The 25,254-nt window shown below is 64.3% G+C and carries 22 protein-coding genes; 16 read left to right on the top strand and 6 right to left on the bottom strand.

Annotated features, from left to right (window positions below):
* Window positions 1-21 precede the first annotated feature (21 nt).
* The 6 genes from CKO27_RS02070 to CKO27_RS02045 form a co-directional block, all read right to left on the bottom strand.
* On the bottom strand, window positions 22-855 hold the full coding sequence (locus CKO27_RS02070; protein ID WP_200373207.1) for an NYN domain-containing protein: 834 nt from the start codon (window positions 853-855) through the stop codon (window positions 22-24).
* 236 nt (window positions 856-1,091) lie between these two features.
* Entirely contained in the window at window positions 1,092-3,038 is a 1,947-nt protein-coding gene (gene acs / locus CKO27_RS02065; protein ID WP_200373206.1) for an acetate--CoA ligase, read from the bottom strand.
* 147 nt (window positions 3,039-3,185) lie between these two features.
* Window positions 3,186-3,863: an exonuclease domain-containing protein gene (locus tag CKO27_RS02060; RefSeq protein WP_200373205.1), complete on the bottom strand. Its 678-nt coding sequence runs from the start codon at window positions 3,861-3,863 to the stop codon at window positions 3,186-3,188.
* Window positions 3,864-3,920: 57 nt separating this feature from the next.
* Window positions 3,921-5,786 (bottom strand): putative nucleotidyltransferase substrate binding domain-containing protein, encoded by a 1,866-nt coding sequence (locus tag CKO27_RS02055; protein ID WP_200373204.1) that lies wholly within the window; start codon window positions 5,784-5,786, stop codon window positions 3,921-3,923.
* A 346-nt stretch (window positions 5,787-6,132) separates the two neighbouring features.
* Window positions 6,133-7,932 carry a sodium:solute symporter family protein gene (locus tag CKO27_RS02050; RefSeq protein WP_200373203.1) on the bottom strand — a complete coding sequence of 600 codons (1,800 nt, stop codon included), beginning with the start codon at window positions 7,930-7,932 and terminating at the stop codon, window positions 6,133-6,135.
* A gap of 12 nt (window positions 7,933-7,944) precedes the next feature.
* On the bottom strand, window positions 7,945-8,202 hold the full coding sequence (locus CKO27_RS02045; protein ID WP_200373265.1) for a DUF4212 domain-containing protein: 258 nt from the start codon (window positions 8,200-8,202) through the stop codon (window positions 7,945-7,947).
* Between the two features lie 412 nt (window positions 8,203-8,614).
* Here CKO27_RS02045 and thrC point away from each other — a divergent pair, with 412 nt between their 5' ends.
* The 16 genes from thrC (at window position 8,615) to CKO27_RS01965 (ending at window position 25,250) form a co-directional block, all read left to right on the top strand.
* The gene (thrC, locus tag CKO27_RS02040) at window positions 8,615-10,012 is read left to right on the top strand and encodes a threonine synthase (protein WP_200373202.1); all 1,398 of its coding nucleotides are present in this window, start codon (window positions 8,615-8,617) and stop codon (window positions 10,010-10,012) included.
* On the top strand, window positions 10,009-11,580 hold the full coding sequence (locus CKO27_RS02035; RefSeq protein WP_200373201.1) for an alpha-isopropylmalate synthase regulatory domain-containing protein: 1,572 nt from the start codon (window positions 10,009-10,011) through the stop codon (window positions 11,578-11,580). Before thrC ends, CKO27_RS02035 begins: the two co-directional genes overlap by 4 nt.
* 220 nt (window positions 11,581-11,800) lie before the next feature.
* Complete coding sequence (locus CKO27_RS02030; protein WP_200373200.1) at window positions 11,801-12,184, top strand: DUF6394 family protein; 384 nt, start codon at window positions 11,801-11,803, stop codon at window positions 12,182-12,184.
* Between the two features lie 40 nt (window positions 12,185-12,224).
* Window positions 12,225-13,931 carry a potassium channel family protein gene (locus CKO27_RS02025; RefSeq protein ID WP_200373199.1) on the top strand — a complete coding sequence of 569 codons (1,707 nt, stop codon included), beginning with the start codon at window positions 12,225-12,227 and terminating at the stop codon, window positions 13,929-13,931.
* Between the two features lie 45 nt (window positions 13,932-13,976).
* Window positions 13,977-14,528, top strand: a complete 552-nt coding sequence (locus CKO27_RS02020; RefSeq protein WP_200373198.1) for a hemerythrin domain-containing protein — start codon at window positions 13,977-13,979, stop codon at window positions 14,526-14,528.
* Between the two features lie 16 nt (window positions 14,529-14,544).
* Window positions 14,545-15,645, top strand: a complete 1,101-nt coding sequence (gene hemH / locus CKO27_RS02015; RefSeq protein ID WP_200373197.1) for a ferrochelatase — start codon at window positions 14,545-14,547, stop codon at window positions 15,643-15,645.
* A gap of 236 nt (window positions 15,646-15,881) precedes the next feature.
* A complete protein-coding gene (locus CKO27_RS02010; RefSeq protein ID WP_200373196.1) occupies window positions 15,882-16,340 on the top strand; it encodes a gamma-butyrobetaine hydroxylase family protein in 459 nt (152 codons plus the stop codon).
* Between the two features lie 25 nt (window positions 16,341-16,365).
* Window positions 16,366-17,532 carry a PQQ-dependent sugar dehydrogenase gene (locus CKO27_RS02005; RefSeq protein ID WP_200373195.1) on the top strand — a complete coding sequence of 389 codons (1,167 nt, stop codon included), beginning with the start codon at window positions 16,366-16,368 and terminating at the stop codon, window positions 17,530-17,532.
* Between the two features lie 283 nt (window positions 17,533-17,815).
* Window positions 17,816-18,160 carry a phenylpyruvate tautomerase MIF-related protein gene (locus CKO27_RS02000; RefSeq protein WP_200373194.1) on the top strand — a complete coding sequence of 115 codons (345 nt, stop codon included), beginning with the start codon at window positions 17,816-17,818 and terminating at the stop codon, window positions 18,158-18,160.
* 15 nt (window positions 18,161-18,175) lie between these two features.
* Window positions 18,176-19,411, top strand: a complete 1,236-nt coding sequence (locus tag CKO27_RS01995) for a lycopene cyclase family protein (RefSeq protein ID WP_200373193.1) — start codon at window positions 18,176-18,178, stop codon at window positions 19,409-19,411.
* Entirely contained in the window at window positions 19,386-20,384 is a 999-nt protein-coding gene (locus CKO27_RS01990; RefSeq protein ID WP_200373192.1) for a Brp/Blh family beta-carotene 15,15'-dioxygenase, read from the top strand. Before CKO27_RS01995 ends, CKO27_RS01990 begins: the two co-directional genes overlap by 26 nt.
* 236 nt (window positions 20,385-20,620) lie before the next feature.
* Entirely contained in the window at window positions 20,621-21,391 is a 771-nt protein-coding gene (locus CKO27_RS01985; protein WP_200373191.1) for a bacteriorhodopsin, read from the top strand.
* Window positions 21,392-21,739: 348 nt separating this feature from the next.
* The gene (locus CKO27_RS25125; RefSeq protein ID WP_200373190.1) at window positions 21,740-22,459 is read left to right on the top strand and encodes a response regulator; all 720 of its coding nucleotides are present in this window, start codon (window positions 21,740-21,742) and stop codon (window positions 22,457-22,459) included.
* Window positions 22,460-22,486: 27 nt separating this feature from the next.
* On the top strand, window positions 22,487-22,864 hold the full coding sequence (locus CKO27_RS01975; protein WP_200373189.1) for a response regulator: 378 nt from the start codon (window positions 22,487-22,489) through the stop codon (window positions 22,862-22,864).
* Window positions 22,864-23,397, top strand: coding sequence for a chemotaxis protein CheW (locus tag CKO27_RS01970; protein WP_200373188.1), 534 nt, complete (start codon window positions 22,864-22,866; stop codon window positions 23,395-23,397). Before CKO27_RS01975 ends, CKO27_RS01970 begins: the two co-directional genes overlap by 1 nt.
* 29 nt (window positions 23,398-23,426) lie before the next feature.
* A complete protein-coding gene (locus tag CKO27_RS01965) occupies window positions 23,427-25,250 on the top strand; it encodes a methyl-accepting chemotaxis protein (RefSeq protein WP_200373187.1) in 1,824 nt (607 codons plus the stop codon).
* Window positions 25,251-25,254 lie beyond the last annotated feature (4 nt).

Raw genomic sequence — 25,254 nt, 5'->3', positions numbered from 1 at the left:
GCCTTTCCTATGTCGCAGTCTTTATCGATTGACCGAAAACGCGAGCCTCACATTGTTCGCGACCAGTCCATTATCCTTCTGTTCGCTTTCGTTGACGTAAAACTCCAGCACCGTTTCACGGTTCATGAGCAAGTCCTCGGTCACGTCCTCGGCGAGTTCGTTGACATGACAAAAGACGCTCGCATAGGGTGAATTCCCCTCGCGTGGATCGGTGATCCAGAGGTTCGGAGAGATGTTCTGCATGATCCGCAGGAAGCCGTAGCCCTTGTCGGCGAACCACTTGGTACAGACACCGCGAACGCAGGATCCCGGCTTGGCCCACTCGTTGCGGGGCTCGTAGGCGATGGGGAGCAGATCCGGGATCAGGAAACCGGAATAGAAGGCGTCCACTTCCCGCTGAAGCTGGCGCGAGACGTTCTTGAAGCCGATCAGCTCCACCCGACAGCCCTTGTTTTGCAGGGCATTGACGACCTGAATGAAATCGCCATCGCCAGTGACAAGCAGGACTTGGTCCAATTTGTCCGCCTGGAGCATCGCGTCCACCGCCATGTCCAGATCCGCGTTGGCCTTGGTGGTGACATTGCCGGCCTCGTCGGTATAACGGCGGACTTCCTTGACCGTGATCTTCCAACCGAAATCACGGACCATTTGCTGATAGGTCTGAGCCTTCTTCTTGTATTCCGAATCCTCGCGTGCCCGTTCGGCATCGAAGGCCATGTAGGTGTTCAGACGCTGAAGGACGCCATTCTCGCGTCCCGCGAATCGACGCAGTACGTCGTAACGCATCTGATAGCCACCGTTGTAACGCACATTCTCCGCGTCGACGAAAACTCCAACTCGAAAATTTGCAGACAAACCGAACCTCGTACGATGGAAATATGAAAACGACCTGATTCGACGCCGATCACCGAACGGCGAGGGTCAGGATGAAGTCCCTTGCGATATCTGAAAATCCCTTGTAACTGGACGTATGACCAGTAAGGCGCGGCCCGCGCCGTTCCAGGCGATCTGGAAGGAACCCTGGTAAGCGGTAGGATGCCTGGCGCGACGCATGCGCGCCAGGCATCCCAGGCCAAGCCGGATCCGAGCCCTTACTTGATGGCGCGATTATCGATCAGGTCGTTGACCACGGTCGGATCGGCCAGCGTCGAGGTGTCGCCCAGCGAGTCGATCTCGTTGGCGGCGATCTTGCGCAGAATCCGGCGCATGATCTTGCCCGAACGGGTCTTGGGCAGGCTGGGCGCCCACTGGATGATGTCGACGATGGCGATCGGACCGATCTCGCCGCGCACCATGGCGACCAGTTCCTTCTTGAGTTCGTCGGTCGGCTCGACACCCGCCATCGGGGTCACATAGGCATAGATACCCTGACCCTTGAGGTCATGCGGGTAGCCGACCACGGCGGCCTCGGCGACATGCGGATGCAGCACCAGCGCCGATTCGATCTCGGCGGTGCCGAGACGATGACCCGAGACGTTCAGCACGTCGTCGATACGTCCGGTGATCCAGTAATAGCCGTCGGCGTCGCGTCGCGCGCCGTCGCCCGTGAAGTAATAGCCCGGATACTGGCGGAAGTAGGTGTCGGCGAAGCGCCCATGATCACCATAGAGGGTGCGCATCATCGCCGGCCAGGGACGCGAGAGTACCAGCGCGCCCTCGCCCGGACCCTCGATCAGGGTGCCTTCCGCCGGATCGACCAGCGCCGGGACGACGCCGAAGAAGGGGCGCGTGGCCGAGCCGGGCTTGAGCGGCGTGGCGCCCGGCAGCGGGGTGATGAGATGACCGCCGGTCTCGGTCTGCCACCAGGTGTCGACGATCGGGCAACGCTCGTCACCGACCACGCGGTGATACCACTCCCAGGCCTCCGGGTTGATCGGCTCGCCGACCGAGCCCAGGATGCGCAGCGACTTGCGCGAGGTCTTCTTGACCGGCTCCTCGCCGGCGCGCATCAGCGAACGGATGGCGGTGGGCGCGGTGTAGAAGATCGCGACATTGTGCTTGTCGATGACTTCCCAGAAACGCGACATATCCGGATAGTTCGGAATGCCCTCGAACATCAGCGAGGTGGCGCCGTTGGCCAGCGGGCCATAGACGATATAGGTGTGTCCGGTGACCCAGCCGACGTCGGCGGTGCACCAGTAGACCTCGCCTTCCTGATAGTCGAAGGTGTATTTGTGGGTCATGGCCGCGTAGACCAGATAGCCGCCGGTGGTGTGCTGCACACCCTTGGGCTTGCCAGTGGAGCCGGAGGTGTAGAGGATGAACAGCGGATCCTCGGCGTCCATTTCCTCGGGCACGCACTCGGCGGAGGCGGCGGCGATGGCCTCGTCGTACCAGATGTCGCGGCCCTCGGTCCATTCGACCTGGCCGCCGGTGCGCCGCACCACGACCACGGTCTCGACGTTCGGGCATTCCAGCATCGCCACATCGGCGTTCTTCTTCAGCGGGATGTGGCGTCCGCCGCGCACGCTCTCGTCGGAGGTGATGATCAGCTTGCTCTCGGAGTCGAGCACGCGGTCGCGCAGCGAATCGGGCGAGAAGCCGCCGAAGACGATCGAGTGCACCGCGCCGATGCGGGTACAGGCCAGCATGGCGACCGCCGCCTCGGCGATCATCGGCAGATAGATACAGACCCGATCGCCCTTCTTGACGCCGCGCGATTTGAACACGTTCGCCAGTTTGCAGACCTCGGCGTGCAACTCGCGATAGGTGATCTTGCGGTCTTCCTCTGGATTGTCGCCTTCCCAGATGATGGCGACCTGATCGCCGCGGGTGGCCAGATGACGATCCAGACAGTTATAGGAGACGTTGAGCTTGCCGCCCTCGAACCACTTGATGTGCAGATCGTCGGCCTTGAAGCTGTAGTCCATCACCGAGTCCCAGGGCTTGGACCAGCTCAGGAACGTCTCGGCCTGCTCGGCCCAGAAGCCCTTGGGGTCATCGATCGAGCGCTGGTACATGGCCGCGTATTGCTCGGCATTGACATGGGTCTTGGCGGCGATCGCGGCCGGGACTGGATAGACCTTTTCTTCCGACATGGATGTCATCTCCTCGATTCTGGATGGTGTGGTGTAAGAGCCGGCGCGGCGCAAGACGAGAGCCTCGGTCCCGGCGGCCGGTCAGCGTCGATAATACTAAACCGTCGAACAAGCGAGTATCTAGGTAGGATACATAAAGTATCGGCCTCAACAGAGGAAATCGGCCAACGGCAAACCTTTGCCGTCGTCGCGATAGGCGGCCTGGGCCAGGAACAGCTCCGCCGCCGCCAGCGCGTCGCTCAAGGCGTTGTGGGCGCCGTAGCGGGGTAGATTGTAGCGGTTGCCAAGCGAATGCAGGCGTAGATCCGACGCCTTGAATGGAATCTGGCGGCGCTCGAAGGTCCGGTGCGCGAGCACCTGGGTGTCGATGACCCGCATCGGCAGTCCCAGGCCCCAGCAGCGTTTGCAGGCATTGGACAGAAACCCCTGCTCGATGGTCGCGTGGTGGGCGATCATCACCTTGCCCGCGAGCACCTGGAGCAACTCTTCGAGCACATCCACCATCTCGCCGCCTCGCGCCGACTGATCATCCGTGATCTGGTGGATCACCGCGCTCGCCTCCGGGATGGAGCGATCGATGCGAACCACGCGGTGACGGGCGGTCGAAAGATCGATGGCGGTGCCGTGGAGGGTGACGTATCCGACACTGAGGATCAGATCCTGACGGGTATCGAGCCCCGTCGTCTCCAGGTCGATGGCCAGATAGTCCAATTCGCGGTAGTCGGTCCGCGCCCGCGCAAAGGGGTGCTCCAGATAGGTTCGCAGGGAACTCTCCGGGGCGTGCCGAAGCTGCCAGCGTCTTCGCCAGTCGAGCAGGAACGACATCAGTGGCTCCCTGGGTTGCGCGCCGCGCGGACGGTGGAGCCGAAGCCGGTGCGATGGCTAGGCAAAACGACCCGCCTGGTAACGCTGTCCAAGGGCTTCCTGCATGGTGTTGATCAAGAGGAACGCCTCCTTGAGGTGACCTCGCTCAAGTGGGGACAGGCCATCGGGCGAGAGGAAATTGTCCGCCTTCTCGCCATTGCGTAACTGACGCGCCTGGTGGCGCACGCGCAGCGTGCCGATGAACTCCAGGGCGTCGATCAGGTTGGCCGCGCCGTCCTTGCTCAGCGCGCCCTGCTCGGCGGCGGCCTGTAGCCGTTCGATGGTGTTGGTCTCCGGGATTCCCGCCGACAGGGCGTAGACCCGGGCCAGGTCGATGATGGGGACGATCCCGCGATGCTTGATGTCGAAGGTGTGATCGTGATCGCCGCCCTGGATCAGGACGATGTTGCGGAAGAAGCCCAGCGGTGGTCGGTTCTTCAGCGCGTTAGCGGCCATGTAGGCGATGAAGATGCGGTTGGCGCGTGATTTCTCCAGAACCCGCTCCTGCAACTCGGAGCACAGACCCTCGGGGTCGTGCAGCGGGCGCAGGTCGAAAAAAACGTTCGACAGCATCAGGGCCATCGGCTCGGGCTTGAGGATCCAGTTGACGAAATACTTGTACCAGATGCGCAGGGGCTGGCGCCATTTGGGATTGCTGGCCATCACATCGCCTGGGCAATAAACGAAACCGCAGGCGTTCAGACCCTCGTTCACGAATCGGGCGAGCGCGGCGAAATAGGCGTCGTCTTCCGGCTTGGCCTGGTCGGCGATCAGCAGGGCGTTGTCCTGATCCGAATGGGAGGACTGCTCGCGACGGGCCTGCGATCCGCCCAGGATCCAGGCATAGGGGACGGGTGGAGCGCCGAGGTCGGCCTCGGCCAGATCGATCAGGCGCAGGGTGATGGCGTCCGTGATGGCGCTGATGGCCTGGCCGACCTGGTTGGCCGTGGCTCCGCCGGTGATCAGATGGACCTGGAGTTCACCGATTTTCGCGCTGATCCGTGCCAGGGTTTCGATCGAGTCGGCGCGATGGATGTCGCCGACCAGATAGACGGAATTGGAACTCTGAAAGCGCGTGAGATCGGTCGAGGAGATGAGCCCCGCGACCTGATTGTTCTCCAGCACCGGCAGATGATGCACATTCAGCCGGGTCATGGTGATCAGGGCCTGGAAGCCGAGCGTTTCCATGTCCACGGTGGTCAGCTTCTCGGTCATGATCTCGCGCACCGGCCGCTCCGTCGGCAGTCCGGCGGCGACGCAGCGACCGCGCAGGTCGCGGTCGGTGATCATCCCGGCGAGTCGCCCTTCGTCCATGATCAGCAACGAGGAGACATGGTGCTCGGACATGATCCGCGCCGCCTCGCGGATACTGGTCTCGGGGCCGGTGGAGATGGGCGCGCGCTTGACCATGTCGCGCACCCGCACCGTCATGAGGCCGGTGCCGGTCGAGGGTGATTCGGTCACCACATCCAGGGCCTTGCGCAAGCGGCTCGAGATGGACTGGTCGAAGTGCTCCGAAAAGGCCGCGTGCCCCGCGCGCAGATCCGCCAGATCCGAACAGGGCAGGGCATAGACCAGGGTGTCCTCGGCGGTGTTGCCCAGGTAGTTGAACTCGCTCCCGGCCGCGCGGCAATGCATCTCGCAGAGATCGCCCTCGGCCAGCTTGCCGACCAGTTCGCCTTGCGGGTCGCGCAGTTCGACCGCGCCGCGTCGGAGGATGTACAGGCAGGGCTGCTCCGGCTTCTCGGGCGGAAAGGGGGTGCCGCGGCGGAAATAGCGCACCGACAGGCGTCTTGGCAGACGCGCCAGGGTCTCCTCGGGGAGCTGATCGAAGGGCGGATGGCTGGCCAGGAATTCCTGGATCTCGATCAGTTCGACATCCATCGTGGTTACTCCCCCGTTGTTTGACATGACGTCTGTTCTTGGGCTTGGTCTCGCCCAACGTCCCGCGCCGCCCGCGAAGGCTTGGCCAGTGTGCTTCGAGCCCGATCGACATCCGCTATGCTGACTATTGAAACATGAAAGCGCCCGTCCGGTACGGTCTGGACGCGATTCAATCCATTGCGGACGTCAATGGATCGCGGGTGTGCGAGACCCATCGGGAGGGCGGCTTCAATGGCTTCGACGTGGCGATTTCGTTGCGTCTTTCAGGATGAGGCCTGTCTCCAAAACAAAAAAAGCCCCGCCGGAGCGGGGCTTGATCCGTGCGTCGAACCGTCGAGACGCCGCTTTAGTGCGCGGTGGCGGTGCCGGCTCCACGCGGGATGCGCACATCCTCGACCAAGTGCTGAATGTGCTCGGGTGGTGGCGCCGTGAGGCTGGCGACGAGTATGGCGACCGTGAAGTTCGCCAACGCCCCGATCGCGCCGAAGGCTTCGGGCGTGATGCCCAGGAACCAGTTGGCCCCCATGCCCAACTCGGGCATCAGGAACTCGGTGCCCTTGACGAAGAAGATCCCCTTATGCTGGAACACGTACAGCAGGGTCACCGTGATACCGGTCACCATGCCCGCGATCGCGCCGATGTTGTTGGTCCGTTTCGAGAAGATGCCCAGCATGATCGCCGGGAAGATCGACGAGGCCGCGAGACCGAAGGCCAGGGCCACGGTTCCAGCCGCGAAGCCCGGCGGGTTGAGGCCCAGATAGCCGGCCAGCACGATGGCTCCGATCATGGATAGCCGTCCGGCCATCAGCTCGTTCTTCTCGGAGATTCTCGGCATCATCACGCCCTTGAGCAGGTCATGCGAGATCGACGATGAGATGGCCAGCAGCAGACCGGCCGCCGTCGAGAGCGCGGCGGCGAGACCGCCGGCGACCACCAGGGCGATGACCCAGGCGGGCAGGTCGGCGATCTCCGGGTTGGCCAGCACCATGATGTCGTTGTTGACCGTTACCATCTCGTTGCCTTTCCAGCCGAACTCCTCGGCCTTGGCGGCGAACTCCGGATTGGTGTCGTTGTAATACTGGACGCGGCCATCGCCGTTCTTGTCCTCGAACTTGAGCAGTCCGGTGGTCTCCCAGCGCTTGAACCAGTCCGGACGTTCGTCATAGACCAGGTTGCCGGTTTCCTCGCCGACCGGTCCGATCTGGATGGTATCCATCAGGTTCAGTCGGGCCATGGCGCCGACCGCCGGGGCCGTCGTGTAGAGCAGGGCGATGAAGACCAGCGCCCAACCGGCGGAGTAGCGCGCGTCGCGAACCTTGGGCACCGTGAAGAATCGGATGATGACGTGCGGCAGTCCGGCGGTGCCGATCATCAGCGACAGGGTGTAGACGAACATGTTGAGCGAGCTGCCCATGACCTGGGTGGTGTATTCCTTGAAGCCGAGATCCGTGACCACCTGGTCGAGCTTGCCGAGCAGCGAGATACCGCTGCCATCGCCGAGGTAGGTTCCGCCGAGTCCGATCTGCGGGATCGGCATGCCGGTGAGGGTCAGCGCGATGAAGATGGCCGGGATGGTATAGGCCAGAATCAGTACCACGTACTGCACGATCTGGGTATAGGTGATGCCCTTCATGCCGCCCATGATGGCGTAGACCGCGACGATGCCCATGCCGACGATGATGCCCATCTCATAGGAGATGCCCAGGAAGCGCGAGAAGGCCACGCCGATACCCGTCATCTGACCGATGACATAGGTCACCGAGGCCAGGATCAGACAGACCACCGCCACCACGCGCGCGGAGTTGGAGTAATAACGGTCGCCGATGAATTCCGGCACCGTGAACTTGCCGAACTTGCGCAGATAGGGCGCGAGTAGCAGCGCGAGCAGCACATAGCCGCCGGTCCAGCCCATCAGAAAGACGGAGCCGCCGTAGCCGCCGAAGGCGATCATGCCGGCCATGGAGATGAAGGAGGCCGCCGACATCCAGTCGGCCGCGGTCGCCATGCCGTTGGCCACGGGATGCACGCCACCGCCGGCCACGTAGAATTCGCCCGTGGTCTTGGCGCGCGCCCAGATCGCGATCCCGATATAGAGCACGAAGGTGAAGCCGACGATGCCATAGGTCCAGAGTTCGAGTTCGGTCATGATGTCGGCCCCCTAGTCTTCTTCGACGTCGAATTTTTTGTCGAGCCGGTTCATCAAGGCCGCGTAGATGAAGATCAGCACCACGAAGACGTAAATCGACCCTTGTTGGGCAAACCAGAACCCGAGCGGATAACCGCCCAGCTTGATCGCGTTCAGCGGTTCGACCAGCAGGATGCCGAAGCCGTAGGAGACGATGAACCAGATGATCAAAAGGATTGTTAGAAGGCGAAGATTCGCCCGCCAATAATCCGCGCGCTTGTCAGGTGTCATTTTTGGTGTCACTCCGTGCAAGGGTTGCGGTGGTTGCCGGGAAGTTCCGGGGTGACGGGGCGCAAGCACCAGACGCCCGCGCGATGACGCGGGTTGGTGTGTTCGAACATGGCAGAAGCCCCCTCGATCTTCGTTATGATTCATCCGCCTTTATCTGCCGAATAAGCGGATTGTCGGCATTGTCTGGTTGCGCTTGCCATGCTGTCAACGTGCCTGGCCATCGCCATGGGGTGAGAATCCGTCTGGCAATGCCGCCCCGAAGTTTGATCGAAAGGGTGTTGGATGGTCCGTTGATGACTCATGGCCGGTTGCCAATCGCCCTGGGTTTTCTTAGTCTGATCCCTGGTGGCGGGTCGCAACGAACGGCCGCGAACCGTTGACGATCCGAAGCCTATCAATCACAGAGAATATGATGCGTTACACAAGCACCCGTGGTGGCATACCGCCGGTCGGTTTTTCCCAGGCCGTGATGATGGGCCTGGCGACGGATGGTGGTCTGCTGGTGCCCACCGAGATTCCATGGATCGCACCCGAGCGGCTGCGGGCCTGGTCGACGCTGAGCTTTCAGGAGCTGGCGCTCGAAGTGTCGACACTTTTCGTCGGCGAGGACATTGCGCGCGAGGATCTCGGTGAGCTGATCGAGCGTTCCTACGCGACCTTCACGCACCCGGAGGTCACGCCCCTGGTCGAGCCGGGTGGCGTCCGGATCCTGGAGCTGTTCCACGGTCCCACCGCCGCCTTCAAGGATGTGGCCCTGCAACTCCTGGGGAACCTGTTCGAATACCTGCTGGAGCGTGAGGGCGGGTGCCTCAACATCATCGGGGCGACTTCCGGCGACACCGGCTCGGCGGCCATATACGGCGTGCGCGGCAAGGAGAGGATCCAGATCTTCATCCTGCATCCCAAGGGCCGGGTCTCGCCGATCCAGGAACGCCAGATGACCACGGTGCTGGACGCCAACGTGCACAACATCGCGGTGCGCGGAACCTTCGACGACGCCCAGGACATCGTCAAGTCGCTCTTCAACGACCTGCCATTCAAGTCCGCCTACCGGTTGGGCGCGGTCAACTCGATCAACTGGGCGCGGATCCTGGCTCAGACGGTCTATTATTTTTACGCTTGGGGGCGCGTCAGCGGCGGGGATCCCGAGCGCCGGGTGAGCTTCTCGGCGCCGACCGGCAATTTCGGCGACGTCTTCGCCGGCTATGTCGCCAAGCGCATGGGGTTGCCGATCGATCGGCTGGTGATCGCCACCAACCGCAACGATATCCTGACGCGCTTCGTCGAGACCGGCGTCTATGCCGTCGGCGAACAGGTATATCAGACCCTGAGCCCGGCCATGGATATCCAGATCGCCTCCAATTTCGAGCGCTACCTCTATTACTTGCATGACGGGGACGCCGAACGGGTGCGCGCCCTGCTGGAGGATCTGCGGCGCACGGGACGGCTTGAGGTCACGGCGGACCGCCACGAGCAGGTCCGGGCCGATTTCGACGCGGCGGCGGTGTCCGACCAGGAAACCCTCGAACAGATCCGTTCCACCCATGGGGCGAGCGGCTACATCCTCTGTCCGCACACCGCCGTCGGGGTGCGCGCGGCGCGCGGCCTGCCGGAGGCGGTCTGTCTCGCGACGGCTCATCCGGCCAAGTTCGGCGAGGCGGTGACGCGGGCGATCGGTCGCGAGGCGCCCCAGCCGCCATCCCTGCAAGGACTGATGGAAAAAGAGTCGCGCTGTAGCGAGCTGGAAGCGACGGTCGCGGCCGTCAAGGGTCATCTCGAAGCGACGCTGGCGGCGGGATCGGTCTCATGAGCGCGACCGGTCGTTATGTCCGCATCATGGACACCACCCTGCGCGACGGCGAGCAGACCCAGGGCGTCTCCTTTTCGCCCGACGAGAAGGTCAATCTCGCCAAGGCGCTGCTGGAACAGGTTCGGGTCGACCGCATCGAGGTCGCCTCGGCGCGCGTCTCCTCCGGCGAGGCCGCGGCCGTCGCCCAGATCATCGCCTGGGCCGAGGAGCGCGATCTGGCGCAACGGGTCGAGGTGCTGGGCTTCGTCGACGGCGGCCAGAGCGTGGATTGGATCCGGAGCGCCGGCGGGCGCGTCATCAACCTGCTCGCCAAGGGCAGCGAGAAGCACTGTCGCGGCCAGCTCGGCAAGACGCTCGACCAGCACCTCGCCGATGTCCGCGTCACCATTGAGCACGCTTGCGCGCATGGTCTTCAGACCAACCTCTATCTGGAGGACTGGTCCAACGGCTACCGAGACAACCCCGGCTATGTCTACGCACTGGTCGAGCGCCTCGCGGACGCCGGCATCGGTCACTTCATGCTGCCCGATACGCTCGGCGTCATGACCCCGGATCGGGTCTCCGCCGCCGTTTCGGACATGGTCCGGCGCTTCCCTGGCCTCCTGTTCGACTTCCATCCGCACAATGACTACGGACTGGCGACCGCCAATGTCCTGGCCGCCGCCCAGGCCGGCGCCGCCGCCGTGCACTGCACCGTCAACTGTCTCGGCGAGCGCGCCGGCAACGCCTCGCTGGCGGAGGTCGCGGTCAATCTGCGCGATCAGCTCGGCTTCGAGATCGGGATCGACGAGACCCACCTGGCGCGCGTGAGCGAGCTGGTCGAATACTTCTCCGGCAAGCGGATCGCTGACAACGCCCCCATCGTCGGGGCCGATGTCTTCACCCAGACCGCCGGCATCCACGCCGACGGCGACAAGAAGGGCAGCCTTTATCACAGTCGGCTCTCGCCCGAGCGGTTCGCCCGGCGGCGCAAATACGCCCTTGGCAAGCTGGCGGGCAAGGCGTCGCTGTCGAAGAATCTCGAACGGCTCGATATCGATCTGTCCGAGGACAATCAGCGCAAGGTTTTGAAACGCATCGTCGAACTGGGCGATTCCAAGAAGACCATCACCGCCGAGGATCTGCCCTTCATCATCGCCGAGGTGCTGGAGAGCAAGGACTACGATCACGCCGAGCTGCTGGGATGCTCCATCGCGTCCAGCCTGGACCTGGCGTCCATGGCCAGCATCAAGATCCGGCTCGACGATGAGATCCACGCCGCGTCCGGCGCCGGCAATGGCGGTTACGACGCCTTCACCAGCGCCCTGTCCAAGGTTCTCAAGAAACAGGGTTTCGCGTTGCCGGCGCTCACGGATTTCGAGGTCCGCATCCCCAAGGGCGGGCGCACCGACGCGCTCACCGAATGCAGCATCACCTGGCAGACCGAGCAGGGCGAGCTGCGCACGCGCGGCGTCCACGCCAACCAGGTCTTCGCCGCCATCGCCGCCACGCTGCGCATGCTCAACATTCTGATGCATCGGGAACTGGCGGAGCGCAAGGCGGGCGCCGAGCCGTCGGCCCGCGTCTGAATCAGCCGCCAGCGATCAGCCTCCAGCCTTTTGCAGGCTTCACCCATGGGTGAGCCTCGGCCGGTCCCGGTCAATGGCCAAGTGGCTGATTCCCAATATCTGGAGGCTGGAGGCTGGAGGCTGGAGGCTGAAAGCTGACAGCTCTTTTTAGGCTGAATGGCCTTGTGGACGCGACTGGCGACCATGACGCCGAACTCTTCTAACCACGGGAAACCCGACCATGAATCCAGAGAAAGTCGTCTTCGGCTTTTTCATCGTCCTGGCCCTGACCCTGAATTTCGGCTTCTTCGTCGGGGATATCGACAATCCTGATCATCATCATGCCTGGGAGCTGTTCGCGGTGGTGGTCGTCAACATGATCGCCACCGTGCTCAAGTTCGGCGACCGCACCCAGATGGGCGCGGTGCTGCTCGCGACCAGTCTGGTGGCCATGCTGCAACTGCTGGCCGCGTCCCTGGTCTGGACACTGGCGGTCCACGCGACCGATATCGGAATGACCCCATCGGTCATGGCCAGCATCGTCTCCCTGTCCGGCGGGGCCATGATCGCCAACGTGGTGTCGGTGACGCTGCTGGTGATCGAGACCGTCATGCTGCGCCGCTAGCACGAGCGGCGCCTTCGGGGCTGTCCGGGTATAGGCTGTCATGGATACCATCTTTTTTCTCATCCTGCGGCGGATGCGCGCGCCGCTCTTGACGCTGATCGTTGTCTACGCGGTGGCGATGGCGGGGCTGGCGCTCATCACCGCCCAGGATGCCGCCGGCCAGCCGACCACGATGAGCCTTTTTCATGCCTTTTATTTCGTCAGCTACATGTCGACGACCATCGGTTTTGGCGAGCTGCCGAACGCCTTCACCGATGCCCAGCGCCTCTGGGTCTCGATCTCGGTGTTCTTCACGGTCGCGGTCTGGATCTATGCCGTCGGCAATCTGATCGCGCTCCTGCAGGACGCCGCGCTGCAAAAGGCCATCGCGGAACTGAGCTTTCGCAATCGGGTGCGTCGGCTGACTCAGCCCTTCTATCTGGTCTGCGGTTATGGTCAGACCGGGGGCGCCTTGGTTCGCGGCTTGACCGATCGCCACCTCCAGGCGGTCGTGATCGATGTCGATCCCGAGCGGATCAGCGTGCTCCAGCTCGATAACCAGCGCGAGTTCGTGCCCGCGCTCTGCGCGGACGCGCGCGGTCCCCAGATGCTGCGGGCCGCGGGACTCAATCATCCCCTGTGCCAGGGCGTGGTGGCCCTGACCAACGTGAACGAGGCCAATCTCAAGATCGCCATCGCCTCCAAGCTGCTGCATCCCCGCATCAAGGTCATCTGCCGGGCCGATTCGCACGAGACCGAGGCCAACATGGCCTCCTTCGGCACCGATCATATCTATGACCCCTTCGACACCTTCGCGCTTTACATCGCCGTCGCCATTCAGGCGCCCTGTCAGACCCTGTTGGTCGACTGGCTCTCCGGATACGGCGGCGACGTGCTGAGCGAGCCGAAATACCCGCCGAGCCGAGGCCGTTGGATCATTTGCGGCTATGGTCGCTTCGGCAAGGCCATGTACAAGCATCTCAAGGAACAGGGATTCGAGCTGTCCGTCATCGAGGCGGCCCCGCACAAGACGGGTATTCCACCGGAGGGGGTGGTGCACGGTCGCGGCACCGAGGCGGTGACGCTCGAGCAGGCGGAGATCGGGCGGACCGTCGGGCTGGTCGCCGGAACCGATCATGACGCCGACAATCTCTCCATCATCATGACCGCGCTGTCGCTGAATTCGGACCTCTTCGTGATCGCGCGCGAGAATCATATCCAGAATCAGGAGCTGTTCGATCGCGTCGGGGCGCATGCGATCATGAATCCCAGCACCATCATCGCCCATCGTATCCGGGTGCGCCTGGTTACCCCGCTGCTGGCGGATTTCACCAACCTGGCCCGCTTTCAGGACGAGAGCTGGGCCGGTGTGCTGGTGAGCCGGATCATCGCCCTAGTCGATGAGCGCAAGCCCTATGTCTGGGAGGTAACCGTCGACAGGACGCAGGCGTTCGCGCTCTGCGATGCCGACCAGCGCGGCCGCCCCGTTACCCTGGGAACCCTGCTGCGGGATCCTCGGGATCGCGACCGGCAACTGCTGGCCATCCCGCTGCTACTGATCCGCAACGACGAGCGTTTTCTGCTGCCGGATCTCGACGATCGGATTCACGAGGAGGACCGTCTGCTCTTCTGCGGTCGCGAGGAGGCGCGCTGGCACATGGACTGGGGGCTGCGCAATCTCCATGCGCTAGGCTATGTCGCGACCGGGGAGAGCCGGCGCGAGGGCGCCGTCTGGCGTTGGATCGCGGCTTGGCAACGATCCCGATGATGTCATACTGGCCAGCGATCGCTGGTCCACCCGAGGAGAAGGCATATGCATCCCGTCATGATAAAACTCGCTCAAGATCACGCCCGGCTCGGCCGGTTGATCGATCTGCTCGAGGAGGTGCTCAATCGGTTTCACGACGGCGCCGAACCGGATTACGAACTCATGGAGGAATTGCTTGAATACATGGAGACCTATGCCGACACCGTCCATCACCCGACCGAGGATCTCATTTTCCAGCGCGTGCTCGACAAGGGCGCCGGACATCATGAGGTCTTCGGCATCCTGATGCGTCAACACGCCGGGCTAAGCCAACTGGCCAAGCGGTTTCGCACCGCGTTAGGGGGAATCCTGCGCGAGGAGGTGCTGTTGCGTGAGGACGTGGAGGCCGACGGCCGCGCCCTGGTCGGGAATTTTCGAGGGCACATCGTCCTAGAGGACCGGGAGGCCTTTCCGATCGCCAGCGAATGTCTGACCGACGCGGATTGGGCCGAGATCGAGGCGGTCGCGCCTGTCGCCGAGGATCCGCTGTTCGGCAGTCCCGACCCGCGGCGGTTCAAGGCGCTTTATCGCCAACTCTTCGAGCAAATACACAACTGAAGAACGAGTACCTTGGATGACCTTCCTGGATTCTCCTGACTATCGCCACGACACGCCGGAATGTCTCGGTGTCCTGCTGGTCAATCTCGGCACCCCGGATACGCCCGGCGTGTCGGACGTGCGGCGCTATCTCGCCGAGTTCCTCTCCGACCGGCGCGTCGTGGAGATGGCGCGACTGCCCTGGATGCTGCTGCTGCATGGCGTCATCCTGAGGACGCGGCCGGCCCGCTCGGCGGCGGCCTATCGTTCGATCTGGACCCAGGACGGCTCGCCCCTGCTCGACATCTCCAGACGTCAGGCCAGGGCGATGCAGGTCTTGCTCGATGCCCGGCTGGGCGGTCCGGTCAAGGTCGCCCTGGCCATGCGTTACGGCAACCCGTCGGTCGCCGCCGGTCTGGCCGAGCTGCGGCTGGCCAACGCCCGTCGGGTTCTGGTCTTCCCGCTCTATCCGCAGTATTCCGCCTCCACCGTCGCCTCGGTCTTCGATGCCGTCACCCAGGAACTTAGGCGCTGGCGCTGGCTGCCGGAGCTGCGCTTCATCAACCAGTACCACGACGAGCCAGGCTATATCGAGGCGCTCGCCGCCAGTATCCGCGCGCACTGGGCCAAGGAGGGTCAGGCCGAGCGCCTGCTGTTCTCCTTTCACGGTATCCCCAAGGAGTATTTCGAGAAGGGCGATCCCTACCATTGCCAGTGCCAGAAAACGGCGCGACTGGTCGCCGAACATCTGGAACTGCCCCCCGAGCGCTGGTTCCTCTCCTTCCAGTCCCGTCTGGGCAAGCGCGAATGGCTCAAGCCCTATACGGACGTCACCCTCAAGGAATGGGGCGCGCAAGGCGTGAAGTCGGTCCAGGTGCTCTCGCCCGGTTTTTCCGCCGACTGTCTGGAGACGCTCGAAGAGATCTCGATCGAGAACAGCCACCTCTTTCTGGAGGCCGGTGGCGAGTCCTACAGCTACATCCCCTGCCTGAACGACGACGCCGACCACATGGCGATGCTGGCCGATCTGATCATCCGGCACTGCGGTGGCTGGCCGGAGGTACGCGGACCCGCGATCGACGCCGCCGGACTCGCCGCCCGTGCCGCCCGCGCGCGCGCCATGGGGGCCAAGGCGTAGGATGGGTAGAGCAAAGCGAAACCCATCCTCCAAACTCCGAAAGCTCAAGACATAAGCCGGCCGAGCCTGGCCGAGAGGCGGCATCCCCATCCTCCTGGCTCCGAGCCTCAAGGGGCATGGATGGGGAGCGCGGCGAAACCCGTCCGACCCGCTTTCCCCGTCCCCTGGATGGTTGGCGTTCGTCAACCCGCCCCAATCATGGCCCGCAACAGCCATTCGCGACGACCGGGTTTTCCATGGAACAGCATTCGCTCCCGACCGATATCCAACTGCACCAGCAGTCCCGCGTGCTTGAGATCCTGTTCGACGATGGGGCGCGCTTCCGTCTGCCCTGCGAGTATCTGCGGGTCTATTCGCCCTCGGCCGAGGTGCGCGGCCATTCACCCGCCACGGCCAAGCTCCAGGTCGGCAAGGAGGGGGTGAATATCACGCAGTTGCAGCCGATCGGCCTCTACGCGCTCAAGATCCATTTCGACGACGGTCACGACTCGGGTCTCTACGACTGGCAATATCTGTACAAGCTGGGCCGCGCCTGGCAGCCGCTCTGGCTCGATTATCTCGGACGGCTCAAGGATGCCGGGCAGGCGCGCCGGGCGCCCGATCCATTCGAGACGCTTCAGGCGCGCGGCGAAGCTCCATCCGAGCGGCCAGTCGCCGAAGCCGATCCGGCCGGTGACGCCCCGTCCCCGGCCTAGACTTCGAATCCATGCGGAGCACCGGATGAAATCCCCTTCCGCCTTGCTTCCCTGTCTCCTGGTCTGCGTTGCCCTCGCGCATGGCGCCTCCCCTCCGGGTCCGGTCAAGCCCACGGGCGATGTGCCCGAGGCGCGCGGTTGGCGCGCGGAGACCCTCGTCAAGGGGCTTGAGCATCCCTGGTCCATCGCCTGGCTGCCGGATGGATCCGCCCTGGTGACCGAGCGGCCTGGACGGCTGCGCCTCATCCGCGACGGCAAGCTGGATCCGACGCCCATCGGCGGTCTTCCGGAGATTCTGTCCCACGGGCAGGGCGGACTCATGGACATCGCCCCGCATCCGGACTTCGAGCGCCATCCCTGGGTTTACCTCACCTATGCGACCGGAACCAGTGAGGCCAACCGCACCGCGCTCGCTCGCGGTCGGTTCACCGGCGACCGGCTCGCGGATCTGGAGATTCTGTTCCAGAATCCAGACACCAAGTCGGACGGCCAGCATTTCGGCTCCAGGCTTCTCTGGCTGCCGGACAAGACTCTGCTGATGAGCCTCGGCGATGGCGGCAATACGCCGGTCTCCTTCCGGGGCGAGCCCATTCGTCGGCAAGCCCAGCGGCTTGGAACCCTGTTCGGCAAGATCGTGCGGCTGGACGAGCATGGCGGCGTTCCGGCGGACAATCCCTTCACCCGCGAGGTCGGCGCTCGGCCCGAGATCCACAGCCTGGGTCATCGCAATATCCAGGGACTGACCCGCGACCCCGAGAGCGGGCGCGTCTGGGCCACCGAACATGGCGCCCGAGGTGGCGATGAGCTGAACCTCATCATCCCCGGACAGAACTACGGCTGGCCCGAGGTCACCTACAGCAAGGAATACTGGGGGCCGGCGATCTCCGACCACGGCCAGCGCGCCGATGTCCCCGCGCCCAAGGTGAACTGGACCCCGTCCAAGGCGCCCAGCGGGTTGGCCTACTACAGCGGCGACCGCTATCCGGGCTGGAAGGGACAGCTCTTCAGCGGCGCGCTCAAGTTCGGCCAGATCCGCAAGATCCAGCTTGATGGCGAGACCGTGATCGGCGAGGAAAAACTGACCATCGGCCAGCGCGTCCGCGACGTGCGTCAGGGACCGGATGGCTATCTTTATGTCTTGACCGACCAGCGCGATGGGGCCTTGTTGCGGATCCTGCCGCTCGATCGGTGAGTCGGGTCTTCAGTGGATCCGGCCCGGCCGGTTTCGGGAGCGACGCCTGGGATCGCCCCGTTTCGCGTTCGCTTTGAGGGTTCGGGATGCGTGGGTGCGACCATGGCCTTGTATCTTGGGCCTCGGAGCGTACGGGATGGGCATCGCTCTCGCTCTGCCCATCCTACGGGTGATGGCTGGTACGCCTCACCGTGTGGTCGCACCTGGGATGCGTTGGAACGGACGATACCGGCGGCCTTGCCCTATCATTGGCCCCGTTGTCCAACGCACGAGACCCATGCCCATGCCCACGCTCCGCATCCTGACCAACGTCCAAGCCCCCACCGATCGCCGCGCCGACCTGCTCGCCACCGCGTCCCGCGCGCTGGCCGAGATGCTCGGCAAGCCCGAATCCTATGTCATGGTGATTCTCGAGGATGGCCGCGACATCCTCTTCGCCGGCGATGCCCGGCCCGCCGCCTACCTCGAACTCAAGAGTCTGGGACTGCCGGAGGACAAGACCAGCGACTATTCGCGCGCCTTGTGCGATCTCATGTCCGGGGCGCTCGGCGTGCCCTCCGAGCGAATCTATATCGAGTTCGCCGCGCCGCCCGGACATCTGTTCGGCTGGAACGGCGGAACCTTTTGATAGCGGTCGCGGCCGGTGGAGCAGGTCGATCTGCTGATCCTCGGGGGCGGATGCTCGGGCCTGAGCCTGGCCGTCGAACTGGCTGGGCGGGGTTACGCGGGTCGTGTCCTGATCGTCGAGCCCCGGAAGGATTACGCGCGAGACCGCCTGTGGTGTTACTGGAGCCTTTGGCCACATAGTTTCCAGGACTGCGTCACGCACCGCTGGACGACCTGGTCCGTGCGCCTGGGCGAACGCGAGGCCCGGCAGTCCACGCACGCCTACGCTTACGAGCGGATACCGGCCGACCGTTTCTACGCCTCGGCGCTGCGGTGCCTCGCCGCCGTTCCAACCATGGCGCTCTGGCGGGAAACCCGAGCGGGTCGGGTCTCCGCGACGTCCAGCGGTTTCGAGGTGGAAACCACGCGCGGTCCAGTGCGCGCGCCAATTCTGCTCGACGCCCGTCCCCCCGCGCCCGCCTTCGGTCCGCCGGTGCTGACGCAGCATTTCCTGGGCTGGCATGTGCGTGTCCAGGAGCCGCTGTTCGACCCATCCTGCGTCACCCTCATGGACTTCTGGACCGACCAGGCCGGCGGCGGGGCCTTCTGCTATGTGCTGCCCTACTCGCCGACCGAGGCCCTGGTCGAGACGACCCGACTTTCCAGCGAGCCGTTCGGGGATCGCGAGCGCGACGAACGATGGCTGCGGGATTATCTGGCGACCCGTCTTGGCGCCGAGCGCTACGCGATTCTCGACCGAGAGCGCGGTGCGATCCCGATGGGCTTGCCGATCGCCACGCGCTCCCGGTGGCCCGCTGGCTATCACCCGATCGGGACGCGCGCCGGGCTGGTCAGGCCCAGCACCGGATATGCGTTCCTCGCCATTCAGCGCTGGTCGCAAGCCTTCGCCGCCGCCTTGGTCGCGTCCGGCCCCGAGGCGATCCCGGCGCGACCCTATTCGGCCCTGTCCGGCTGGGTGGACGGGATCTTTCTCCAACGTCTGCGCGACGAACCCGCCACCACGGCGGCGACCTTTTTTGCGATTTTCGACCAGGTCGAGGCCGACGCCACGGTGCGCTTCCTCTCCGATCGAGGGAGCCTCGGGGATTATTTCGATGTGATCGCCGCCCTGCCGACCTGGCCTTTCCTTAAAACGGCGGTGAGACGCGCGCTCACGTCCAGGCTTCGACCAACCGATGACCCGTGCTGGATTGGCGCGGCGCCTCCACAATCAGAGCGAGAACCTTATGATCACGTCAGCGATCCTCGATAGGGAAGACCCAAGCCGGGCCGATAAGCTCCAGGTCGCGAGCTTTCTGGCGATGTCCGCGGTCGCGATTCTCCTCTGGGGATGGCTCGACGCGCGCCTTCCGTTCGCGCTGGAGATGGCGCTCGCCGTCGTCTCGGTGGCGTTGCTGGGCATTCCGCACGGCGCGCTGGATTTCATGCATATGAAAGCCCTAGCCGCGCGACTCGGACGCGCCGAGCTTCTGTGGGTCGGATTCGTGCTCTATCTCCTGCTCGGGGGGCTGGTGATCGCGGCATGGATCGCCTTTCCCGCGCCCATGCTCGCGGCCTTTCTGGCGGCGACGGTGTTGCACTGGGGCGTCGAGGATACGCGGGCACCGCTGGCGTGGAGGTCCGGCTACATCGCCGAGGTGCTGTTGCGCGGTGCCATGCCGATCGTGCTCCCGCTCGCCTTCCATCCGGCGCAGACGGCCTGGCTGTTCGGTCAGTTGATCCCCACCGAGGCCGCGCTGGCCTTGACCCAGGGGGTCGGGGCGCTGTGGCCGTTGCTGCTCCTGCTGGCCGCGTCGCTCCTGGGAGGCCTGTTCGCGCGCCGCGCATCGCTCCCTCGGCGCGAATGGTGGACGCTGATCGAGCTGGCGACCATCGCCGCGCTCTTCGTGGTCACGCCGCCCCTGGTCGCGTTCGCGGTGTATTTCGGACTGCTGCACTCGGCCCGTTATCTGACGCGCTATGCGATGGCCGGTGAATCGGCGCGGCGTTCCGGGGCCGTTAGGCGCGCGCTCGACCACGCCTGGCCGATGACGCTCCTGACCTGGGTGCTGGCGCTTGGCGCCTTCGCGCTGCTTTCGCCCGAGCGCGCCGGGATCCAGGCGACGCTTCAGGTGCTGTTCATCGGTTTGGCCGCGCTGACCTTTCCCCACGCGCTCCTCGTGATGAGTCTGCGTTTTGTCGCACCGCGCGATCCTGATGGCCAGGGAGCCATGGATAGCCCCTAGCGCGGAGGCTCCCGGCGCGACGCCATGGGCTCGACGTCACGGTTTTCGCATCCGGCGTCGCGCATGGCCATCGGCGCGCGGGCCGTGAGCGGGCCGCTTCGGCACAATTTCACCCCCGTCCAGGCATTGGGTTTAATCTTGCGATCCCGGCTGGGGCATCGGGCGTGTCGCCTCGGCCGGAACCCGAGTACCGCGCGGCTTCGCGCGCGACATTCCGAAAGACAGGAACGGAACCCATGACCACATTGTTCAGCTTGACCTATTTCTCGTTCTTATTCTGTAGCCTGGCCGCGTTCCTCGCGGTGGTCTATTTCCTCGCTCAGTTTCCGCGGATCGAGCCGAAGCTCCGTTTGCTCGTGCTGCTCAATGTCATCATTTGCGGCCTGTCCTCGGCCCTGCATCTGTACTATTTCGCGAGCCTTCAACCTCTGGTGAGCGGCGCGGCGGAGCCAGCCATCCTGATTCGCGCCCTGGGCGAGTTTCCGCTATCCGTCCGTTATGGGTACTGGCTGATCACCACCGTCATGCTGATCCTCATGTTCCCCTTGTTGATCGGCGTCGAGCGGGTCGGCACGGGGTTCGCGCTGGGGCTGGCGCTGGCCGATGCCGGGATGATCTCGGCGGGGTATGTCGGCGAGCAGTCGATGTTGAGCGCGGGCGAGGCGACCAACCTGAGTCTTCTGTGCTTCGCGTTGGGCGTCACGCTCTGGGTCTCCATGCTCATCTCGATCTACCGCGTGCTGCGCAAGCTGCCCAGCGACGAGTTGATCCCCGCGCAGCGCGATACGCTCGGCTACATGTTCTTCTTCATTCTGGTCGGCTGGACCATCTATCCGGCGGGCTACTTTCACACCGTGCTGTTCGAGCAAGGCATCGGCGTGGTGCTGCGCGAGTTCACCTTCAACCTGGGCGACCTCGTCAACAAGGTGATCTGGGGGCTGCTGGTCATCCACGCCGCGCGCGAGATCTCGCGGGCGAGGCGCGAGCGTTTCGCCCGCGACGCCTGACCGGGGCGGTTCACTCGCCGTGTCGGATCTGTGAGAGCGATCAAGGTCCGACAGGCGGCCGGCGGGTTAATCTGGCGCGGTTTTAACCAGGGCGTGTCCCAGCCATGGGCGCGCCTCTCGTCGAATCGATATCCGTCTGAATTCCAAAAAGCGCGGCTCATGATGGCCGCCCCGGTCCACAAGGGCCGATGCGCCAGCCGATCGGCAATGATCGCCGGCTGAAATTCTGTGTTAAGAAACGGTGATTCCAAAGTGACCACAGCCGCAAGCAGAGAGTTCACGGTCGCGTTGTGCGGGTTTCCCGATCGGGAGCATAAGGCGCTGGGAAGTGCCTTCAAGCTTTCCGTCGTGCGTTCCCGGCGATACGTGCGCTGGGAGAACGGACGGGATCGGCCGGACATCTGTCTCCTCAACGAGGATCTGCCGGCGGGCGCGGAGTCCTGGGTCGAGCTCTGTCAACGGCTCCGCCGGACGGACTTCCCGGTCATCCGCATCGGCATGGCCAGCAAGCATTCCGACCTGTTCGAGGGCGTCAAGAGTGTCTTCGTGAAGCGTCCGGTGCTGGCCAGCCGGGTCTTGAAGGCCCTGGACGAACTGGTCACCGACGTCTATCACTTCGCCCCCGAACTCGCGATCCACGACGATATGCCGCGCCATCTCATCGCTGGCTCCGGCGTGTCCGAGACTCACGCCGGGGTGGCGGGTCTGATCCGACGCATCCTGGTGGTCGACGACAGCGAATCGGTCCGCAAGATGATGGAGGTGCGCTTGGCCAAGGAGGGCTTCGAGGTCGATTTCGCGGAGACGGGCGAAGAGGCGCTGATCAAGGCTCGGGAACGGCCTTACGACCTCATCTTCCTCGATGTGATGCTCCCCGGCATCAATGGCTATGACGTGTCGCGCCAGTTGAAAAAAGAGATCCACGTTCAGGCACCGGTCGTGATGTTGACCGGGAAGACCTCGCGGATCGACAAACTTCGCGGCTCGCTCGCCCACGCGGATGGCTATCTCACCAAGCCCCTGGCGATCGGCAGCCTGGATGAAACGCTGCACCGCTATCTGAAATAAATACATTTCGAGGACAAGATCAAGGGTATGGCAAAGCTACTGGTGGTGGAAGATTCGGCGACCGATCGCGATCATTTGCGCAACATGCTGGTCAAGGCCGGGCATGTGGTCATAACCGCCGCGTCCGGCAGGGAAGGGATGGAGATCGCGCGCGAGCAACGTCCCGACCTGATCTTCATGGATATCGTCATGGACGACATCGACGGCTATCACGCCACCCGCTCGCTGCGCGAGGATCCGGAGCTGGGCGGCGTTCCGGTGGTGATCGTCAGCAGTAAGAATCAGAAAGCCGACAAGGTCTGGGCGCAGTTGCAGGGGGCCAAGGGCTACGTGGTCAAGCCCTGCTCGGCCGAGGACGTGCTGCGGCATGTCGAGCGACTCCTCGGCGGCCAGGCGGCGCCCTGATGGACCCCCAGGCTCGGGAGACCGAACGGGCGCCGCTGGACCCCGAGACCTTGCGCTGGTTCGCGCCGGCCGTCGCGACCGAGGATCCGGGGCTGGACGCGGGCCGGATCGCTCACGCCTTCCGGATTGGCGAATACTGGTTCCTTATCCCCATGGACCTCCCGGCCGAGGTCTCTCCCCCGCTGTTCCTCGCCCGCCTGCCGTTCACCAAACCCTGGTGTCTTGGGCTCGCCAATTTTCGCGGCGAACTGGTCCCCGTATACGACCTGGGCGCCCTGCTCGCTGGCGGCGGGGTCTCGGCGCGCGGTTATTTCCTCGTGCTGGGCGAGCGCGATGCCCGCGCCGCCTTGCGCATCGACGAGATCACCGTCATCAGGCTTGCGGCGGAGGCGAGCGCCCAACTTCAGCCACCCTGGCCGGGTCTGCCCGAGGATCTCATCCTCCGCGGTCTTGACGTGGAAGGGATCCGGTACGCCGAACTCGATCTCGGCGGACTCCTGAGCCGGCTCGCCCGTCACGCCGGCAGGCTCTGAGCCGTCGTCATTTCGTTAAGGGACTCATCATGAAACTTACCGACCTCAGTATCTCGGCGAAGCTCACCATCGCCACCACCGCCCTGGTGCTCGCGGTGTTCGTGCTCGTCTCCGGAGCCATTTTGTGGGGCCTCGACGGTCTCGACGAAGAGCGTTCGGTGCTGGCGCGCGATCTCGACGCCGAGACACGCGGCGAGCTGGCGAGTCAGCTTCAACTCAAGACCATCCGCTCGATCGAGACGGCGGGCGTGCTGCTCGCGGAACTGGCGCGACGCGAGCCGGCGTTGGACGTGGGCACGAATCTTTCGGCGTTGGCCACGCTCGTCGAGCAGGATCCGGAATTCAGCTTCGTCGATATCCAGGACGCCACCGGCGCGAGTCTGATCGGCAAGGCGATCCCAGGCGCGGAGGCGGTGGACGCCACCAAGCCTTTTCGCGAGTTTCCGATCGAGCGAGGCGGCCGGGAAGTCGGCAAGGTGGTCATCGGTCTGAACCAGAGCTTCCGCTCGGCGGCCGAGACCTATCTGGACGAGCGCCTCTCCGTGCTGACGGCGGACACGCAGCACCAGCGCGAGGTCACGACCGTGCTGATCATCGCGCTGCTGGTCCTGAGCGCGATGCTCACCGGCATCGTCATCTATCTGGCCATCGCCAAGCTCTCCAAGCGTTTCATCCTCGGCCCGGCCGAGCGCATCCGCAACGCGCTGCATGGCATGGAGGCGCGCCGCGATTTCTCGGAGCGTCTCGCGCCCGACGCGGACGACGAGCTCGGTCGCACGGTCGATGCCTTCAACAGCGGCATCGATTTCCTGGAGCGTCAGAACGACCAACTCAACGACTCCATCATCGAGATGCTGGTGGTCGGCGCCGAGATCAGTCAGGCGCGCGACCTGACGCTCAAGGTGCCCGTGAAGGAAGACATCACGGGTCCGCTGCGCGACGCCCTCAACCAGATCACCTCCGAGAGCGCCCGGGTGCTGCTACAGGTGCGCGAGATCGCCGAGCGGGTGGGTCGGGCCTCGGAGCAAGTGCAGGGACAGGGGCGACGGGTGGTCGAGGTGGCCGCCGTCGAGCGCGAGGCCATCGAGCAGACGGCCAATGACCTGGCGGAGGCGGTCGAGGCGATTATCGGCGTCGCCGAGCTGGCGCGCTTCTGTCATGAGTCGGCCGAAAAGGCGTCCGCCTCCACCGACCAGGCGCTGGCCGCGGTCAAGGGCGCGGTGGCGGGCATGGCCAACATCCGCGGCACCATTCAGGAGACCGGCAAGCGCATCAAGCGCCTTAGCGAGCGATCCCAGGAGATCAGCGGGATCGTCGACATCATCAACAGCTTCTCGGAGCGCACGCACGTCCTCGCCATCAATGCCGCGATGCAGGCGGCGACGGCCGGCGAGGCCGGACGCGGTTTCGCCGTGGTCGCCCAGGAGGTGCAGCGTCTGGCCGACAGCTCGCGCGGCGCGACTAGCCAGATCGAGACCCTGATCGCCAACATCCAGGTGGAGACCCTGGATAGCATTCAGACGGTGAACGAGGCGACCGAGGCCGTCGGAACCGAATCACGCACGGTCGAGGGCGCGGGCGAGCTGATGCTGGCGACCCAGCGCAACACGACCGATCTGGCCGAGGCGGTACGTCAGATCGACGCGCGCGCCCAGGCGCAGGTGGATGCCAACCGCGCCCTGATGGAGCGCGTCGAGTCCATGCGCGCGAGCTCGGTCGAGACCACCGATCAGCTCGATCATCAGGCGCTGGAGACCAATCGGCTTGTGGATGACTCGGAGCAATTGATCAAGGCGATCGCGCTGTTCCGTCTGCCGACGCCGGCCAAGGCCAACGAGCCCGTTCAGGGCTAGGACC

It is taken from the genome of Thiocystis violacea (assembly GCF_016583575.1).
Lineage (GTDB): Bacteria > Pseudomonadota > Gammaproteobacteria > Chromatiales > Chromatiaceae > Thiocystis > Thiocystis violacea.
This window is presented reverse-complemented; position numbering and strand designations above follow the sequence as displayed.

What these genes read in the sequence shown, in the direction of transcription:
- acs (WP_200373206.1), bottom strand. Translation starts at nt 3,038, where the DNA reads ATGTCGGAAGAAAAGGTCTATCCAGTCCCGGCCGCGATCGCCGCCAAG.
- CKO27_RS02060 (WP_200373205.1), bottom strand. Translation starts at nt 3,863, where the DNA reads ATGTCGTTCCTGCTCGACTGGCGAAGACGCTGGCAGCTTCGGCACGCC.
- CKO27_RS02055 (WP_200373204.1), bottom strand. Translation starts at nt 5,786, where the DNA reads ATGGATGTCGAACTGATCGAGATCCAGGAATTCCTGGCCAGCCATCCG.
- CKO27_RS02050 (WP_200373203.1), bottom strand. Translation starts at nt 7,932, where the DNA reads ATGACCGAACTCGAACTCTGGACCTATGGCATCGTCGGCTTCACCTTC.
- CKO27_RS02045 (WP_200373265.1), bottom strand. Translation starts at nt 8,202, where the DNA reads ATGACACCTGACAAGCGCGCGGATTATTGGCGGGCGAATCTTCGCCTT.
- thrC (WP_200373202.1), top strand. Translation starts at nt 8,615, where the DNA reads ATGCGTTACACAAGCACCCGTGGTGGCATACCGCCGGTCGGTTTTTCC.
- CKO27_RS02035 (WP_200373201.1), top strand. Translation starts at nt 10,009, where the DNA reads ATGAGCGCGACCGGTCGTTATGTCCGCATCATGGACACCACCCTGCGC.
- CKO27_RS02030 (WP_200373200.1), top strand. Translation starts at nt 11,801, where the DNA reads ATGAATCCAGAGAAAGTCGTCTTCGGCTTTTTCATCGTCCTGGCCCTG.
- CKO27_RS02025 (WP_200373199.1), top strand. Translation starts at nt 12,225, where the DNA reads ATGGATACCATCTTTTTTCTCATCCTGCGGCGGATGCGCGCGCCGCTC.
- CKO27_RS02020 (WP_200373198.1), top strand. Translation starts at nt 13,977, where the DNA reads ATGCATCCCGTCATGATAAAACTCGCTCAAGATCACGCCCGGCTCGGC.
- hemH (WP_200373197.1), top strand. Translation starts at nt 14,545, where the DNA reads ATGACCTTCCTGGATTCTCCTGACTATCGCCACGACACGCCGGAATGT.
- CKO27_RS02010 (WP_200373196.1), top strand. Translation starts at nt 15,882, where the DNA reads ATGGAACAGCATTCGCTCCCGACCGATATCCAACTGCACCAGCAGTCC.
- CKO27_RS02005 (WP_200373195.1), top strand. Translation starts at nt 16,366, where the DNA reads ATGAAATCCCCTTCCGCCTTGCTTCCCTGTCTCCTGGTCTGCGTTGCC.
- CKO27_RS02000 (WP_200373194.1), top strand. Translation starts at nt 17,816, where the DNA reads ATGCCCACGCTCCGCATCCTGACCAACGTCCAAGCCCCCACCGATCGC.
- CKO27_RS01990 (WP_200373192.1), top strand. Translation starts at nt 19,386, where the DNA reads ATGATCACGTCAGCGATCCTCGATAGGGAAGACCCAAGCCGGGCCGAT.
- CKO27_RS01985 (WP_200373191.1), top strand. Translation starts at nt 20,621, where the DNA reads ATGACCACATTGTTCAGCTTGACCTATTTCTCGTTCTTATTCTGTAGC.
- CKO27_RS01975 (WP_200373189.1), top strand. Translation starts at nt 22,487, where the DNA reads ATGGCAAAGCTACTGGTGGTGGAAGATTCGGCGACCGATCGCGATCAT.
- CKO27_RS01970 (WP_200373188.1), top strand. Translation starts at nt 22,864, where the DNA reads ATGGACCCCCAGGCTCGGGAGACCGAACGGGCGCCGCTGGACCCCGAG.
- CKO27_RS01965 (WP_200373187.1), top strand. Translation starts at nt 23,427, where the DNA reads ATGAAACTTACCGACCTCAGTATCTCGGCGAAGCTCACCATCGCCACC.